This is a genomic window from Micromonospora sp. NPDC049374 (assembly GCF_040677165.1).
GTDB lineage: Bacteria > Actinomycetota > Actinomycetes > Mycobacteriales > Micromonosporaceae > Micromonospora.
Map to the genome: position 1 here is coordinate 110,628 of NZ_JBFAQH010000001.1, position 14,916 is coordinate 125,543.

Here is a 14,916-nt window from a genome sequence, read left to right on the forward strand (position 1 = left end):
AGGGATCGATGACCGGCTTACCCAAGTGCGGCTCGAATCGCCGGCTCGGACTGTCCTGGAGCGCACCGTATCGGAGTCTTCCTCGCCTGCGTACCGCCATCGGGGCTGCGTGGGTGGGTGATCGGCGGTCTGCCCGAGGCCGCCGTGCGGCGGCGGTGGGCTCGCCCTTCCCCCGGCGAGCCCACCGCTCACCGTCTCGAACGGAAGTGCTGGCATGACGGTGTACGTCTCGCGTCATGCGAAAGCCGACCACCTCTGGCGACAGACGTTGATCGCCGAGGGCCCTGCGCCACAAACGACTCGCCCGGCTGATCCGCCGCTGCTCACCCATGCCTGGCGTCAACTGTTCGAGCGGCAGGTCCGGGAAGCCGGCCGCCGATGACCGGCGACCGAGGCCAGAGCCGGGCCCGAGCGAATGCAGCGCTGTTCCGGCAGGAACATCTGCCAATGCGGCCATTGTGGCTTTGCCGGCGGTGCGGTCAGCCGTGGCCGTGCGGCGCGGCGAAGCTCGCCCTCGCGGCCGAGTACCGGGACAGCCCGGTGAGCCTGTTTCTCTACCTGGCCAGCTGCCTGCACGACGCGATCGATGACCTGCACCGGCTCAATCCCAGTGAGGCGGGTGGTACCGCCTCACTGTTTGACCGGTTCCTCGGGTGGCCCGCCCGCACCCACGGCTACCGAGCCAACACCGCCACGGCGATCGGGAACGAGGAGACATCGTGAACGGCATCGGCCTCATCAGCGTCAATCGTCAGCCGGCGATCGCCAGCAGGTTCCACACACTGGTCGTGCAGCCCACCAGCTTCTGCAACCTCGACTGCACCTACTGGTATCTGCCCGACCGCAGATCCATCCGCCTGATGAGCGATGCCGTCGCGCAAGCCTGCGCCGAATCGATCGCCCAGCAGAACAGCAGTCATCCGGTCAGCGTCGTGTGGCACGGCGGCGAGCCGACTGCTACCCCCACCGAGACTTTTCAGCGGCTGCTGACTCCGTTTGAGGATCTGCGGCGCGACGGCCGGGTGCGTCACGGGATCCAGACCAACGGCACCCTCATCAACCAGCGGTGGTGCGACCTGCTCGCCATCCACGACTTCGAGATCGGGATCAGCATCGACGGTCCACGCACGCTGAACGGCAACCGGCTCGACCGGGGCGGCAGGGCAACGACCGCCCGGACGATGCGTGGCATTCAGACGCTCGCCGACAACGGCCTGACGTACTCAGTGATCTGCGTCGTTACTCCCGAGACCATCGACCATGCCGACGACCTCGTCGAGTTCTTCGCCGGTCTGCCGGGCTGTGAGTCGGTGGGCTTCAACATCGAGGAGCAGGAAGGGGCCGACCGCCCTCCAGTCTCCGAGGAAGCCGCCTACCGGTTCTGGCACCAGATCGTGCGGTACCGGCTTGCCGGCAGTCCGCTCCGGATCCGCGACGTGGACCGCCTGGCCGACTACCTCGCCACCACCCGCGCCGGGCTTGTCGACCACGTCCCGTACGAGCCGATCCCCACCGTCTCCCACGACGGCCAGGTGGTTCTGCTGTCACCGGAACTGCTCGGCATCAAAGACCCGCGTTACGCGGACTTCATCGCCGGCAACGTGCTCCACGAGCCGATCGGCGACATGCTCGCCCATGCCAGCGAGCTGCGATACGTCACCGAGTTCGTGACCGCGCTCAACGAATGCGCCGACCGCTGCGACTTCTACGACTTCTGCCGGGTGCGCAGGCCGGCAATCGCTACTTCGAACACGGCACCTTCACCCCGCGGGAGACCGCCTACTGCCGCACGACCCGGCAAGCCCTGATCCGCGCTGCTGCGGATCACCTCACCCCTCAAGGAGGACCGTCATGACCCACGCCCTCACCGCGCTTCTCGACGCCCCGCCGGACCGCCTCGCCCTGCTCGGAGTCGACCCGACCCGCGCGGTAGCGTCGATCGACGCGGCGAAGTTCGACAACCGTCCCACCTGGGACAACAAGGGGAAGTTCGACAGCCGCCCCGCCTGGGACAACTGGAACAAGAAGAAGTCGTAGCCCGACCGGCGGTGCGACTCGACGCGCAGTGGCGTGCCCACCCCGCGCCCGAACAGGTTGAGGAGACATGCGGACGACCACCGTGGGCGACGTGACCCTTCTCCTGCCCGACCTCGATCCGGAGGACCTCGACCAGGTCAGCGATCTGTCCGACGATGACGTCCGCGACGGCCTCGTCGATGGGGTCTCATGGCGTGGTGAGCAGTTTGCGGAGCAGAGCATCCGAGGTTGCCGGATCACCGGCGCGGACCTCGGTGAGGTCAGCTGGGAAGCGGGGGCTCTCTACGGGTGTGAGATCGTCGTGACGGACTTGTCCGGCGCGACCCTCACCGGCATCAGCATCGAGCGGTGCTCGTTCACAGGATCCAGGTTCACCGGCACCCGGTTCACCGACGTCCGCCTCAAAGACGTCCTGTTTGACAGTTGCCGGTTCGACTACGCCACCCTGAATCGCGTCAGCGCTGCCGGTTCGGTGGCCTTCACCAACTGCACCCTTGGCCACGGCAGTTGGTCGTCCTGCCGCCTGTCCGGCGTTGCCCTGCGCTCCTGCGATCTGAGTGACCTGGAGCTGGAATCCTGCCGCCTCGACGGCGCCGATCTGCGGGGCAGCCGGTTGCAACACTTCAGGACACCGTTGGACAACCTTCACGGCGTCGTTCTCGGTGAAGACCAGCTTCCTGACCTCACCCGCTTAGCCGTCGACGCGCTGAGTATCGTCGTCCGCGCCGAGGGTTGACCGAGGCCGAGGCAGATGATCACCTGACCATAGGTCGAGGCCGCCCTTGCCTGGGTGTCCACCTCAAACTCGGCGTCGCCTGACCTGACCTGCGCACCTTCATGGTTCAGCGCGGCCGATTACCTGCTTGCGGTCGCACGTCCGTCCTCGAGGTAGACGCCGCCATGTCCGATGGCGGTGACCGCTGCCGCTACCCGCCGAGCCAACCGAGGAATCAACACCTCGCCGAGGTGTTCCGGCTCGATGAAGTCGTACCGGTCCAGCTCGTCGGGGCACAGGCGGATCGTCGTGACCTGGTCCGCTGTCAGCACGCCGCCATCGAACACGAACATGAGTCCGCCGTCCCACGGTGGGCTGGCCGGCACCCAGTCGACGCACAGCAGCGCTCCTGCGGACACCGACAGGCTCAGTTCCTCCCTGACCTCGCGGACACATGCGTCCGCCGGGGACTCGCCTGGTTCCACTGTCCCGCCGGGGATCTCCCACACGTCCTTGTACGTCGGGTGAACTACCAATACCCGCCTGGCCTCGTCGCGGAGGACGATGCCGGCGGCTGCGCGGACGCGCGTCACGTTGGCGATGTAAAAGAGATCAGGTTCGGTCTGTGTCTCGGCCACGCGACCGACCCTACGGGCCCGCCTCGCGTGTTTCGCCTGGATCGAGCGGGTCCGGTGACCCTGGTTGCCGAGCACTCCAAGCAGGCCGGCCCGGCACTGACGCGAAAGAACGCGGAGCTTGCCCTCTACGGTCCGGCCGGGACGACGCCGAAGGTGGCCGGGGACAACGTCCAGGGATACGACGTGTTGTTCTACGACGCGTCGGGCAAGCTGGTGCTGGGACGCCAGATCAAGACGTTCGCCGGCAAACCCAACCAGTTTCCGAACCGACTCCGCGCCGCAGCGCCCACCATGGAATACGACGGAGAGCTGCTGATCCAGGTAGCGCCCGGTGTCGACGCGGCGGCGGCCGAGGGCATGATGAAAAGCTTCTGGGGCAACCGCTCCGATGCACGGCTAGCCGCCTACCAGAACATGTGGGTGGCGTTCCGGTCTCCGGACGGCAGGCCGCTGGGCTTGTGGATGCCGGGCGCGCGTGGCATGGGCGTGCCGGGCTGAACGGGGGACGACCGATGGGAATTGACGCCACCTTGTTCTGCCTGTGCCGACGGGTCCAGCTTGTCCTCGGCAAGCCGGTGCGTAACTCGTGGGACGACATCATCTACTTCGCCTACGCGCACCCGAGTACGCCGAAGCACAGTCAGTCGGGGCGGATGTCGGGGGCGTTGTGGAAGATCTTCGCGGAGCATGTCGGCCACCAGTTGCAGGTGATCTACGACTCTCAGTTGGAGTACGACGAGATGTGGGAGCCGCCTGGGCCTCCGGTCATGATCGGCGGCGATGAGCCTGGTGACACTGAGTTCGATGACTACCTTGCCGATTGGCCCGAGGATGACTTCGCCGACTACCCGAGTAACGGGTGGGATGTGTCGAAGGTCGGCTACCTTGCCTGTTTCCGTTGTCGGGAACGGCTCTGCCTAGGTCAGGCGGTGCGCGACGCCGACGGTCGGGTGTTGTTCTTCCATCGTGGTGGTCCGGAGGCTCCGGCCAACTCCCGGCAGCCGGTGCTCAACCGGGCGGCCTGGCGGTTCCTGGCCCGCCACTCCACGCATGAGCTGCCGATCGTCGTCGGCCCACCGTACGACCGGGAAACCGACAGTTACGTCGAGATCGGCGGCCAGCGGCCTGACGACGTGCCGTTTGACGACTACCTGGCCAACTGGCCCGGGTAGGCCGGGCGCATTCACCCGGCGTCGCTCCGCATCAACGGACGACGCCACGCCGACAGCCCACCCGAGGCGCGTCACGGTGGTGAGCAGGCCGTATAGCATCATGGCTATACGGCCTTGACCTTTGTGGGACATGCGTGGGGCGTACGTGAGACGTGCGCCTTCTGCGCCCGGAGCGGCGGCGGGATCGCTTGGGGTCCGGCTGCCGAGTCGGGGCGGGGGCTCGGACTTCGACGGGCCGCTTCCCGTCTGACTGCGGGGGCGTCGACCTGGGTTGCGGGCGGCGTGGACGAGGACGAGGAGGGCGGTGGCCTCGGCAGCGTCGGCGAGCAGTTCGGGCAGGACGCTGGTGTACGTGTCCGCGGTCAGCACGATGCTGGCATGGCCGAGTAGCGCTTGGACGGTCTTGAGGTCGGCGCCGGCGGCCAGGGCGAGGCTGGCCGTGCCATGTCGAAGATCGTGAAGGCAGACCGGTGGCAGGCCGGAGACGATGACCAGCCGCCGGAATCGGCGGGTCAGCCAGTCCGGGTGCAGCGGTGAACCGTCCGGTGTGGTGAACACGTAGTCAGAGTTCTGCCACTGGTCGTCGGCCGTGTCTCGCTCTGTCTGTTGCCGGCGGCGGTGCTTGCGCAGGAGGCGGATGGTGGCTCGATCGAGGGCGATGGTGCGACGGCTGGCGGCGGTCTTCGGCGGGCCGACATGCACGGTGCGGCCGTAGGCTATGCGTCGTTGGGCGGTGGTGAGCGTGCTGGCGTCCAGATCCACGTCGCACCAGCGCAATCCGGCCGCTTCGCCACGGCGAAGCCCGCGCAGCGCGATCAACCACCACATTGGATGGAACCGGTCGTCGGCGACGGCGGCGAGAAACGCGGCCAGTTGCTGCGCGGTCCAGACCGCAACGACGGGTCGCTGTCCCTGCTCCCGCCATGCGGTGATCTTATGGTTGGTCCACACCTCGGCGTGCGGACGCCGCGGCCCGGGCAGTTCGACGTGCCGGGCCGGGTTGTCGGAGCGCAGCCTTCGCGGACGGCGGCGTTCAGCGCCGCGCGCAGCGTGGCGCGGATGCGGTGCAAAGTGCCAGGCGTCGGTGGCTGGCCGCGTCCGGTGTCCGAGACGGCGAGCGCGCGGAACATCTCGGCCACCTGACGGCCGCTCAGCTCGTCCAACTGAATCTGGCCGAGGTGGGGACGAGGTACGCGTCTACGTGATGTTGGTAGGATCGCAGTGTGCTGGGCCGGATGCTGGTCCGGCTGGTCAGCCACTACCGCAGCCACCGGGACACCCCACGCCCGGACGCCGCCGGAGCCGAGTGCGGGACTGAGCAGCAGATCACGCGCGGACACCGCCTCGCGGCGGCTGGCATAGCCGCCGCGACGGACCCGCTCCCGCCGCCCCTGCAGCCCGGCGATCGCGCAGTCGAAGTACCAGCTTCCGTGTCCCCGCTCCGCCAACGCCGGGCAGGCGGTACCCATGAGCCGTCGGCTGCGGGCATCGCGACATCCGCAGCGTTTGAACACTCCGCCGTTGTTTCCCATAGCCGACCTCCCAGTGCGCTCTTCGACGGGCTTCCACGGTGGCCCGAGGCTGCCGAGCCATCGACGCCCTTTCGGGGGACACGACCTTGGTAATAGATCGTCGGCTGCACCAGATTCGGGTCGGCCTTGCTCGGGGGAAGCCCGCGAGCAAGGGCTGGTGCCAGGCTTCACCGCGTGGTACGTCACGGTCAGTCCGGCCGTACAGCGGGATCGCCGAGGTCAGAGATGCGGAACCGGACTCGTGATCGGGCAGGCAGTCGACAGATGGGACGACGCCGCAGCTGGAGCCCGCCGACTACTCGGCGTGACAGGTGGACGGCTCGGCGACGGCCGGATCTGTCGAGAAGAGGGTATAGGAAAGACCCGTTCGGCGGAGATCAGGTGCAGATCTGACCACGCCGAAGGTCTCCCGGGATTGTGGAGACCTCTTCGTCGGTGAAATCCCGGCCACCGATGATCTCGCAGAGGTGCTTCTGCCACAATTCAGGGTCGAGGGACATGGGTCCCCCGGTCTTGTCGGGGTCGATGCGGATCACGTGACTCAGGCTCTTCGTCACATGCATGAACGCTCCGTTGCCCTCGTCGGCGGTCGGGTGGCCGAAGTAGTAGGAGTCGGTGAGTCCGCCTTGTTCGATCCCGTACACGCTTAACGTGTTTCGCGTTCCGAGCAGGTATGTACCGTCATTCCCGGCGAATCCTGCCACGAATTGCACCTGTGTGCTCTCGACGATGCTCGGCAGCGGCCCGATTTCCCGTTTCAGCGGATCCAGACGCCACAGCTCGAGGATCGAGCCGCTGAGCAGCAGCGCCATGTATCGGCCGCTGGGGTCGAACTGTGCCGCGATCGTGTCCGGTGGGGTGTGGATCGTTTCGACCACCTGGCCCGACGCGACGTCAACGAGTAAAACGTCTGGGTGTCCGGCGGCGAAGATGGCAACCGCTCCTCGGCGCGGGGATCGACCCGCCGCCACGGCGTCTTTGTCGGCCTCCGGCCGGAACCGTGCTATGTCGAGCTTGTTGATCTCCTCGCCGGTGTTCGCGTCCCAGCGCTGGAGCATCGTGTCGGAGACCGTCACGACAGCATTCTTGTCATCGAAAAAGTACGTGAAGGTGGAGGTTGCTGGGGCGATGGTCATCGGGCCGGGGTCGGCGACACCAGACAGGAGTTCTGACAAAGGTTCATACACCCGTGGTGTATGGGCCTTTATCGTCGTCTGCAGCTCCAGTGTCCCTGCGTCCCGGACTGTCACGAGGTTTCGGCCCTCGCGTTCGAGTAGCCGTGTTCCGGTGGTGTCGAACTGGATGTTGTCACTGCCCTCGAAGTCCCAGTGGGGCTCCAGCCGTTCGGCTACCGCCAACTCGTCGCCGTACGACTCGGGAGCGAGCGACCGGAGCGACAGCCGGCCGTCCCGCAGGACGTTGTAGATCCGGGTACCGTCCTCGGAGATCGTTGACCAGGACGTGCTCTGGTGGTTGTCACCTGACCGCGGAACTTCCACATACGTGGAAGCACCGCCAACCGGTGCGGTTCCGTACAGCGTGCCGTTGTGCTCGAGGAGGGAGTAGCCGGACACGGAGACTCCCGGTCGTGAGATCACCTCGCCTCGTTCGAGGTCGATCAGCTCGGGTTTGAGGTACAGCAAGCGTGCCGTGGCGTCAATCGTCAAGCGCGGTGGGCATCGTGTAGGCGAGTCCGTGACGTAGGGCGTGCCGGCACGTGTTCCGTCGGCAGCACGATAGCGTTCGATCACCGGTCGGCCGCCTTGCACCCGGCAGGTCACCGCCGTGGTGCGGTCGCCGGACATGGTTGCCGCAGCGATGACCGGTGTGACGTCGTGAACCGTACCGGTCTCCATATCGATCGACACGAGATGTGTTTCGCCGCCCGTTTCGCCGTCATCCACGCGCGCGATCAGCCTTCTCGGATTCGCCTCGAACCAGAGGTCCCAGCGCAACTTGTCGACGACGGGGACACGGTGCGTGACCGCGCCACTGCCTCCATGCGCCAGGTCCCAGACGACGACCTGGTCCCACACCCGGGCGGCGACATGACGGCCGTCAGCCGAGATCGTCGGGTCGACGTTGACACTCCATCCCCAGAACTCTTCCATGCTCGTCGGTTTACCGAAGAACTCGAACTCTTCTCGGTCCTCCGGTCGGGTGCGCGGAACGGCGGGATCCGGCAGGCTCCGGACCGGCCCGATCGCCGCTTCCTGGGTGGGGTCGATGTCGAACCAGGCCCCGCTCCCATCCTTGTGGAACACGACCACGCGGCGGCCGTTGGCGGCGAGCCGGGCGTGGCGAACCGGTTCGGTGATCGGGACACGGTGCCTTGTGAGCGGACCGGACAGCACACCGGTGAGCACGTCCGTGGTGTGGTCCGACCACTCGATGACGACGTCACCGTCGCGGCTGTAGTCCCGCTGCGTCCCGTCGGGGATTGCCGAGACGAGGCGATCGGCTTCGCTGAATTCCCAGTACATGCGCATGAGCTGGTTGCGGGACTCGCGGGTCGGCGCAACCTGATACGCGGCGAGTGCTGTCATGACGGACAGCGGCGGGTCGGTGGCTTCCAGGTCCTGTGCCGCCCGTACGAGGGTGTGCGAGTCAGCGATCGCCTTGTTCTCCCGCGCCTGGACGAGCCCGAGCCCGCCCAACGTCGCGAGCACCACCGTGGCGGCCGCGAGGCCGCCGAGGCCGCTGCGGCGCCATCGGCGGGTCCGGATGCGACGGCGTCGGGCCGTGCGTCCGGCCGTCAGGTATCGGCGCTCACGGTCGTGCAGATCTCCGCGGTACGCCTGCTCCCAGACGTCGGCTTCCTCGATCGCCGCGTCGCCAGGCAGTAGTGCGTTGTCATGGCTGTGGGACTCCCAGCGGGATACGTCGCGGGCCAAGCCCGCGCGCCAGAGCAGAAACGCGCGGTCGTCATCGATCCATCGCGCGTACCGGCCCCACTGCCGCATGAGCACCTCGTGTACGACCTCCACGACTTCCTGCCCGACATCGCCATGGATGCTGAGCAGCCGCTCGGTGGCAAGCCGTTGCGCAACCCGCCACTGCGCGGGATCCGTCTCGGACCTCGATACCCTCCGGCGCACCGGAGTAGCGTCGGCATCCGGGATGTCCACGAGCCGGCGCAACAGCCCACGACCATGCGCCTTCTCCTCGTCGTCGAGCCCTGCCCACACCTGCTCGGCTCGTCCCCTGATCGCCCCCGTCACGCCGCCGAGCGAATGGTAGGCGGCGTGCGTCAGCACGAAGGGTGCGTCCGCTAGCCGGGAGTCGTCCCAGCAGCGGTCCCAGAGCCGTTCCATCAGATAGCCGAGCATTGACATCGGTGTGGATACCGATCCCAGATCGCGAAGGATCAGGTCGATCAGCCCGTCTTCGTACTCGACCGGTGCGGCCTGCTCGGACGCGGTGAGCACGGTCCGCAAACCGGTGGCGTCGAGCGGGCTCAGCGTGTAGACGCTGTCGGATCGCGTGAGCTGGGCATAGCGGTGGTCGCTGAGCAACGTTCCCAAGGTGTCGGGCCGCATCGCCAATACGACGCGCGCGGTGGGCAAGAGGTCGGCTGCCGCAACGAGCCTCAGCATCTCCTCGCCAGGTGGGGTTGCCAGGATCTCCTCGACCTGATCGAGGACGACCAGGTGGCGGGCGTCGGGGAGCGCGTCGAGCTCCCGCTGGATCCGCTCGAGCAGGTCGCCCTGGCTGTGGTCCGGCCCGGTCTCGCCGGCCGAGCCTCGGAATAGGGAGATCGCGTATCCCTGTGCGCGGAGCACCGGGACGACCCCGGCGCAGATCAAGGACGACTTCCCGGCCCCCGAGTCGCCGACGATGCTCACCCACCGGTGATCCCGAAGCAGCTCGACGACCGCTGTGGACTCCTCGTCGCGAGCGTGAAACACCGCACCGTCGGACTCGCCGTAGGCTGCGAGCCCGCGAAACGGCGAGCGCGGCCTCGCGAGCGCGGCGAGCTCGGGTCGTCGGGCGAGCCGCGCCACCGCGCTGAGCAGCGCACGCGTCGGTATCAGCGTTCCGGCTGGGTCACCGATCATCCCGAGTGCGCGGCCGGCGGCGTCCCGGACCGCCGCGCCAACGAATCCGTTGCCGAACGGATAGCCGCCCGGTTCAGAGTCGAGCTGGATGCCGCCGGACGTATCGGCGGCCCGAAGCGTCGCCTGCACCCAGGCTCCTGTGTCGATCCCATCCGGGAATCCCAGGACTTCGACGCGCTGACCCCATGTTGGTTGCGCTTCCACAAGCCTGGCCGGGCTCGTGCCGGGGAGGGGTTCAACGAGTTCCAGCAACACGACTCCTGGTTCCGAGCCCGTCACGACGGCGGCCTCGATCCGCTGGCCCGGACCGCCTGGAATGCTCTCCACGCTGACCCGGGACGCCGTCCCGGTCGTGGCCGGCGCCGCCACGGCGAGGGTCTGCGTCACCAGGAAGGCCGGTCCGGAGGTGTGCTCAGCCTCGCCCACAACGCGCAGGAGGTGGGCCGTCTCCCGGGTGGTTGTCTCCTCCGATGCCATCATTTGCCCCCCTGGCCGCAGATGTCCCTGGTGTCCGTCGGGTCTCCCGTCAGGTGAGCCAGCTCGCCGGCGGCGAGGTCCCGATGTCCGACCACCGCACACAGCGTCCGCTGCCACAGGCCAGCATCGAGCGGGACGACCAGCGGCGGGCCATCGGAACGTTGGTAGCTGACGCGGCCGCCGCCGCTCGACACGTCGTGCGGGATCCCGGACGACTCGCCGCCGAACCGGAACGACTCGATCTGGGTTCCTGTGCCGAGGTCGTAGGTCCGGACAGCGTTGTTCGCCGCCAGAAGGATCCGCTGCGCTCCGAGGAAGCGCGCGACGTACTCGTCGTCCTCGCCGACCTGGAACGGTCCTAGGACCAGGTCCAGCGATCCGGATTCCCGGACCTCGATCGTCCCGTCGTGGCTGTGCAGGACGACGTAGTTCCCGGCGGGATCAAACTGCACCGACGTCGTCTGCGGACCGGTCGGCAGCTCAGCCACGATTTCACCGGCAGCGAGATCGACCACCCGCGTCCTCTCGAAGTCCGGGTACGTCACCGCGATCTGCCCCGGCGACGACGTCGGCGCGACACTCGCCAGGGTTCTTCCCGCACCGGCAGGGCGCAACACCGACAGGTCGGACCGGGCGGCCTCGTCACCGGTCTGGGTGTCCCAGTACTGCACGACGTCGTCGGAGACGGTCACCAGATTTCCAGCGGCGTCGAAGAAGTAGGTGAAACCGTCCTTGGGGTAAGCGGCGGTCACGCCGGGGTTCCCGGCCAGGTCGCGGACAGCAGCGCGATCCTTCGGCGTATCGCTCTCCGGCGGAGAGACCGTTTCGACCGTCGCCCGTTTCCGCAGCGTTGCCGTGTCGCGGACGACGACCACGTTCGGTCCCTCCCGGTCCGCAATCAGCTCGCCGCGTGGGTCGACCCGAATACCGTCCCTCGCGCCGATTGCCCACCCGGATTCCCGGACCTCGACCTCGGCGATCACCTGACCGGGAAACTCCTCGGAGCGCAGCTGGAGCCTATGGTCGGCCGACGCGGCACCGGCTCCAGCATGGTCGACGATGCTCAACGTCCGCGTGCCGTCGCCCAGCAGCACCTCGTCGGCGAGTTCCGCCGTGTCACCGCCCGACGTCGCTACCTCGATATAGCCCAGCGGCACCCCGTCCGAAGGCTGCCCGAGCTGGTAGTAACGCCCGCCTCGCTCCGCAAGGACGCCCTCGCCTGGAGCACCCAACCAGCCGGACGGCACGGGTAACCGCGCCACCATTGCACCCTTATCAAGGTCGAGAACAGCACCCCCGGTCACCAGGAGTTGGCCGGAGCTGTCGGTCCCTTGCAGCAGACACACGGTCGAGTCGTCCTTGTAGGGCGTGCCGAAATCGACACCGTCGGCGACGCGGAACCTCGAGAACTCCACCGTGGACGCGCCCTTCCGGCAGCGGATAAGGGTGTTGCCGTCACCGGACAGCAGCCACTCGTCGCCGCCAGGAGCGACGACCCGGCTCCTCCCGGTTCTCAAATCCACCTCGACGAGGTTCTGCCGCAATGACCCAGCTTCCGTCACGATCGGCATGAGGACCGTCGCCGCATCGGGTCCGCCAAGCCAGAGAGCCCACAGGGTGTGGGCAGACGCGGGCGCGTCGTGGGTGATCCGGCCGCTTCGGACGTCCCACCGGACGAACCGGTGCCACACCCGGGCCACGACGTACCGGCCGTCCGCGGAGATCCTCGGCCGCTGGTTCTGCCACCACACGCTGGGGCTGGGCGCGTCGCCCCGGTCTGGGACCCGCTCCCGAGCGTCCTGCAGGTCGTACAACGGCCCGCGCAGGTCGGGCGAGTCGCGACGGACATCGAACCAGATCGCCGCTCCATCCTCGCGGAAGGCCACGACGCGGGTCCCATCCGCCGACACATCGACCAACTGGACCAGCCTCTCGTCCGTCACATGCGCCGACCGGATCGTCCCCGAAAGCACATCGACGTGAACAGTCAAGCGCCCGAACTCGCTGACGACCGCTACCACGTCGCCGTCCGCGCTGTGTGCCATCCACCGCGGGGAGCCGAGCCCCGCCGGCAGCACGCGCGCGTACTGCCGGTATTTGACGTACAGCGCCAGCATCCGGTCGCGCGCCTCGTCCGTCGGCGCCGTCCGCCATGCCGCGACGCCTGCCAGTATCCCGAGTGCTGGATCCGCCCGCTCGATCTCCGCCGCGCTCTCGGCCAAGACTCGCGACGCCGTCAGTCGCTGCTGCCCTGCGGTCGTGACCCGGGACGCGACAAGCACGGTGCCCAGCGCGAGCAGCAGGACCAGCACGGTCGCTATGCCCACGAGCGCCCGGCGCCGCCGTATGCTACGGGTGGCCCGCCGCGTCCGGCCGGCGACCAAGTACTCGCGCTGGACCGCTGTCAAGCTGTCGCCGCGCTCCCGCTCCCAGCGCGCGGCCACATCGAGCTCGGCGTCGCTGGGCAGGAGCTCGGCACGCCTGCCACCATCCTCGGCCCAGCGCTCCGCGTCATAGCGCAGGTTCTCAGACCAAACCAGGAACGACCGGTTCTCGTCAACGAACTCACGAAGGCTCCCCCACACACGGAACAGGGAGTCGTGGGCAAGCTCCACGATCACGTCGCGATCGCCGATCGCCTCCGCCGAGGCGTCAGGTTCGAGCGAACCACCGGAGACCAGCAGCCCTGCCGTCGTCAACCGTCGGGCAAGTTGCCGCTCCGGCTCGGCGAGGTCGGCGGCATTCACGACCCGGCGAGTTGGTTCAGCCGTGTGCGACGAGATGCGCACCAACTTGGCGAGCAGGTGCGGCAGATACTCCTCCGCAAGCCCCACGGGGACCTCGTCGAGCCAATGCCTCGCCGCCCGATCAAGTGCGCCGCCGACACCGCCGGCCCCGTCATAGGCGCGATGGGTCAGACAGCTGCCTGGCGAACCGTCCCACAACGCCGCGAGGGTGTGGCTCAGCAACGGCATGGCTGCCGCACTCGCCTGAGCGTCAGCGACGATCCGGTCGACCAAGCCGTCCTCGTACCGAGGAGCCGGCGCCGATGCGCCCGCTCGCGTCACGACGGCACGCAGTCCCTCTCCGTGGAGCGGGCCGAGCGGGTACAGCCGTCTACCCTGAACGGCGCGCCGCAGAGTCGGATGCGCGAGAGCCTGCCCTAGAAAGTCGTGCCGCAACGTCGACACGACGCGGACGCGTGACGGCAGACCATCGCCGAACAGCGCCCGGGCGAACCCATCTCGCACCTCCGCGGGAAGGTCGAAGAACTCCTCGAGCTGGTCGACGACGACCACCGTCCGGTTCTGCCCCACGCTGTCGGCAAGGCCGCCCACTACAGGCGTTCGGCCATCGACGGGGCGAATCACGACGACGTCGTCACTGGACTCTCGAAGCCATGGCACCACTCCCGCTAGGAGCAGCGACGACTTCCCGGAGCCAGACGGCCCGACGACGGTAACCCACCGCTCCGCGTTCATCCGATCGACCAACGCACGGACGTCCGCGTCTCGACCGAGGAACGCCTCGCGCATCGTCTCCGGGTACGGAACGAGGCCGGGAAACGGCGACGGCTGCCACAACTCGCCACGCAGCACGGGCACCGCAGCGAGCAGGTGTGCCGAGGGAATCGCGTAGGCCGCGCGGACCTCGCCCAGGTCCACCATCGTGATCATGCCGACCACCGCCTGCTGCGCCTCATCCCAAACCGGCCCGCCGCTGAAGCCCCGCTCGACCCGGTAGCCCGGCCCGCTGCCCTGATCTATCTGGAGCCACCCGGACGCGACCACGCCGCGCAGCGTTCCCGCGTGCCAGACTCCCTGCGGTCGCCCCGCTGGAATCCCGAACGCCCAGACCGGCAGGTCACCCTGTACGAACGGCGGGTTCCCCGTGCGCACTGGTCCAGTTCCCCCCACAGGTCTGCGTAGCCGCAGCACGGCGACATCGTCCGAGGCGTGCCGTGGCATCGCGACCGCCGACCAGTGCTCTACCGTGGCCTCCACCACGGCATCCTCGCTGGGGTAGAAGGCGGGCACCAGCTCAACACCTTTTCCGGTGGCGTCCTCACCGCGCGACGTGCCTGTCGCATTGTTGACAACATGGGCGCAGGTGAAGGCCAACGTGTCCGCAACCAGAAAAGCCAGACCAACAGTATGTCCACCGTGATCTCGAACCGAAAGGATCGACCTCCTGAGCGCATTGGCACCGCGTAAGACCTCGGCGACAGCCATCACCGCCTCCATTAATCAGCCCGACAACGTCCGCAGAGCGGTGGATCACCGAAGA

Annotated in this window: 9 protein-coding genes and 2 pseudogenes; 7 read left to right on the forward strand and 4 right to left on the reverse strand. The window is 67.8% G+C overall.

Features of this window, described 5'->3' with window-relative positions:
* Window positions 1-214: 214 nt before the first annotated feature.
* From amcA (AB0J93_RS00535) to AB0J93_RS00555, 5 genes and pseudogenes are all read left to right on the forward strand, one after another.
* Window positions 215-382 carry a multiple cyclophane-containing RiPP AmcA gene (amcA, locus tag AB0J93_RS00535; RefSeq protein ID WP_281566319.1) on the forward strand — a complete coding sequence of 56 codons (168 nt, stop codon included), beginning with the start codon at window positions 215-217 and terminating at the stop codon, window positions 380-382.
* Entirely contained in the window at window positions 379-723 is a 345-nt protein-coding gene (locus AB0J93_RS00540) for a hypothetical protein (RefSeq protein ID WP_363916691.1), read from the forward strand. Before amcA (AB0J93_RS00535) ends, AB0J93_RS00540 begins: the two co-directional genes overlap by 4 nt.
* Window positions 720-1,855 (forward strand): annotated as a pseudogene (gene amcB / locus AB0J93_RS00545) (cyclophane-forming radical SAM peptide maturase AmcB). The gene AB0J93_RS00540 and the pseudogene amcB overlap by 4 nt, the downstream one beginning before the upstream one ends.
* Window positions 1,852-2,037: a multiple cyclophane-containing RiPP AmcA gene (gene amcA / locus AB0J93_RS00550; protein ID WP_363916693.1), complete on the forward strand. Its 186-nt coding sequence runs from the start codon at window positions 1,852-1,854 to the stop codon at window positions 2,035-2,037. Before amcB ends, amcA (AB0J93_RS00550) begins: the two are co-directional and overlap by 4 nt.
* Window positions 2,038-2,104: 67 nt before the next feature.
* Complete coding sequence (locus tag AB0J93_RS00555; RefSeq protein WP_363916695.1) at window positions 2,105-2,773, forward strand: pentapeptide repeat-containing protein; 669 nt, start codon at window positions 2,105-2,107, stop codon at window positions 2,771-2,773.
* A gap of 119 nt (window positions 2,774-2,892) precedes the next feature.
* Here the strand turns inward: AB0J93_RS00555 and AB0J93_RS00560 are convergent, their stop codons facing one another.
* Window positions 2,893-3,390, reverse strand: coding sequence for an NUDIX hydrolase (locus AB0J93_RS00560; protein WP_363916697.1), 498 nt, complete (start codon window positions 3,388-3,390; stop codon window positions 2,893-2,895).
* Window positions 3,391-3,444: 54 nt separating this feature from the next.
* Between AB0J93_RS00560 and AB0J93_RS00565 the strand changes: the two genes are divergently transcribed.
* Window positions 3,445-3,888 (forward strand): hypothetical protein, encoded by a 444-nt coding sequence (locus AB0J93_RS00565; protein ID WP_363916699.1) that lies wholly within the window; start codon window positions 3,445-3,447, stop codon window positions 3,886-3,888.
* A 14-nt stretch (window positions 3,889-3,902) separates the two neighbouring features.
* Window positions 3,903-4,562, forward strand: a complete 660-nt coding sequence (locus tag AB0J93_RS00570) for a hypothetical protein (RefSeq protein WP_363917727.1) — start codon at window positions 3,903-3,905, stop codon at window positions 4,560-4,562.
* A gap of 396 nt (window positions 4,563-4,958) precedes the next feature.
* On the opposite strand, the pseudogene AB0J93_RS00575 reads toward AB0J93_RS00570, so the two are convergent.
* The 3 genes and pseudogenes from AB0J93_RS00575 to AB0J93_RS00585 all read right to left on the reverse strand — a co-directional run.
* A pseudogene (locus AB0J93_RS00575) lies at window positions 4,959-5,390 on the reverse strand (site-specific integrase); the annotation flags it as partial.
* Between the two features lie 1,081 nt (window positions 5,391-6,471).
* Window positions 6,472-10,629, reverse strand: coding sequence for a hypothetical protein (locus AB0J93_RS00580; RefSeq protein ID WP_363916700.1), 4,158 nt, complete (start codon window positions 10,627-10,629; stop codon window positions 6,472-6,474).
* Window positions 10,629-14,861, reverse strand: coding sequence for a trypsin-like peptidase domain-containing protein (locus AB0J93_RS00585; RefSeq protein ID WP_363916702.1), 4,233 nt, complete (start codon window positions 14,859-14,861; stop codon window positions 10,629-10,631). The genes AB0J93_RS00580 and AB0J93_RS00585 overlap by 1 nt, the downstream gene beginning before the upstream one ends.
* Window positions 14,862-14,916: the final 55 nt, after the last annotated feature.

What these genes read in the sequence shown, in the direction of transcription:
- AB0J93_RS00585 (WP_363916702.1), bottom strand. Translation starts at nt 14,861, where the DNA reads ATGGCTGTCGCCGAGGTCTTACGCGGTGCCAATGCGCTCAGGAGGTCG.
- AB0J93_RS00570 (WP_363917727.1), top strand. Translation starts at nt 3,903, where the DNA reads ATGGGAATTGACGCCACCTTGTTCTGCCTGTGCCGACGGGTCCAGCTT.
- amcA (WP_363916693.1), top strand. Translation starts at nt 1,852, where the DNA reads ATGACCCACGCCCTCACCGCGCTTCTCGACGCCCCGCCGGACCGCCTC.
- AB0J93_RS00580 (WP_363916700.1), bottom strand. Translation starts at nt 10,629, where the DNA reads ATGGCATCGGAGGAGACAACCACCCGGGAGACGGCCCACCTCCTGCGC.
- AB0J93_RS00540 (WP_363916691.1), top strand. Translation starts at nt 379, where the DNA reads ATGACCGGCGACCGAGGCCAGAGCCGGGCCCGAGCGAATGCAGCGCTG.
- AB0J93_RS00555 (WP_363916695.1), top strand. Translation starts at nt 2,105, where the DNA reads ATGCGGACGACCACCGTGGGCGACGTGACCCTTCTCCTGCCCGACCTC.
- amcA (WP_281566319.1), top strand. Translation starts at nt 215, where the DNA reads ATGACGGTGTACGTCTCGCGTCATGCGAAAGCCGACCACCTCTGGCGA.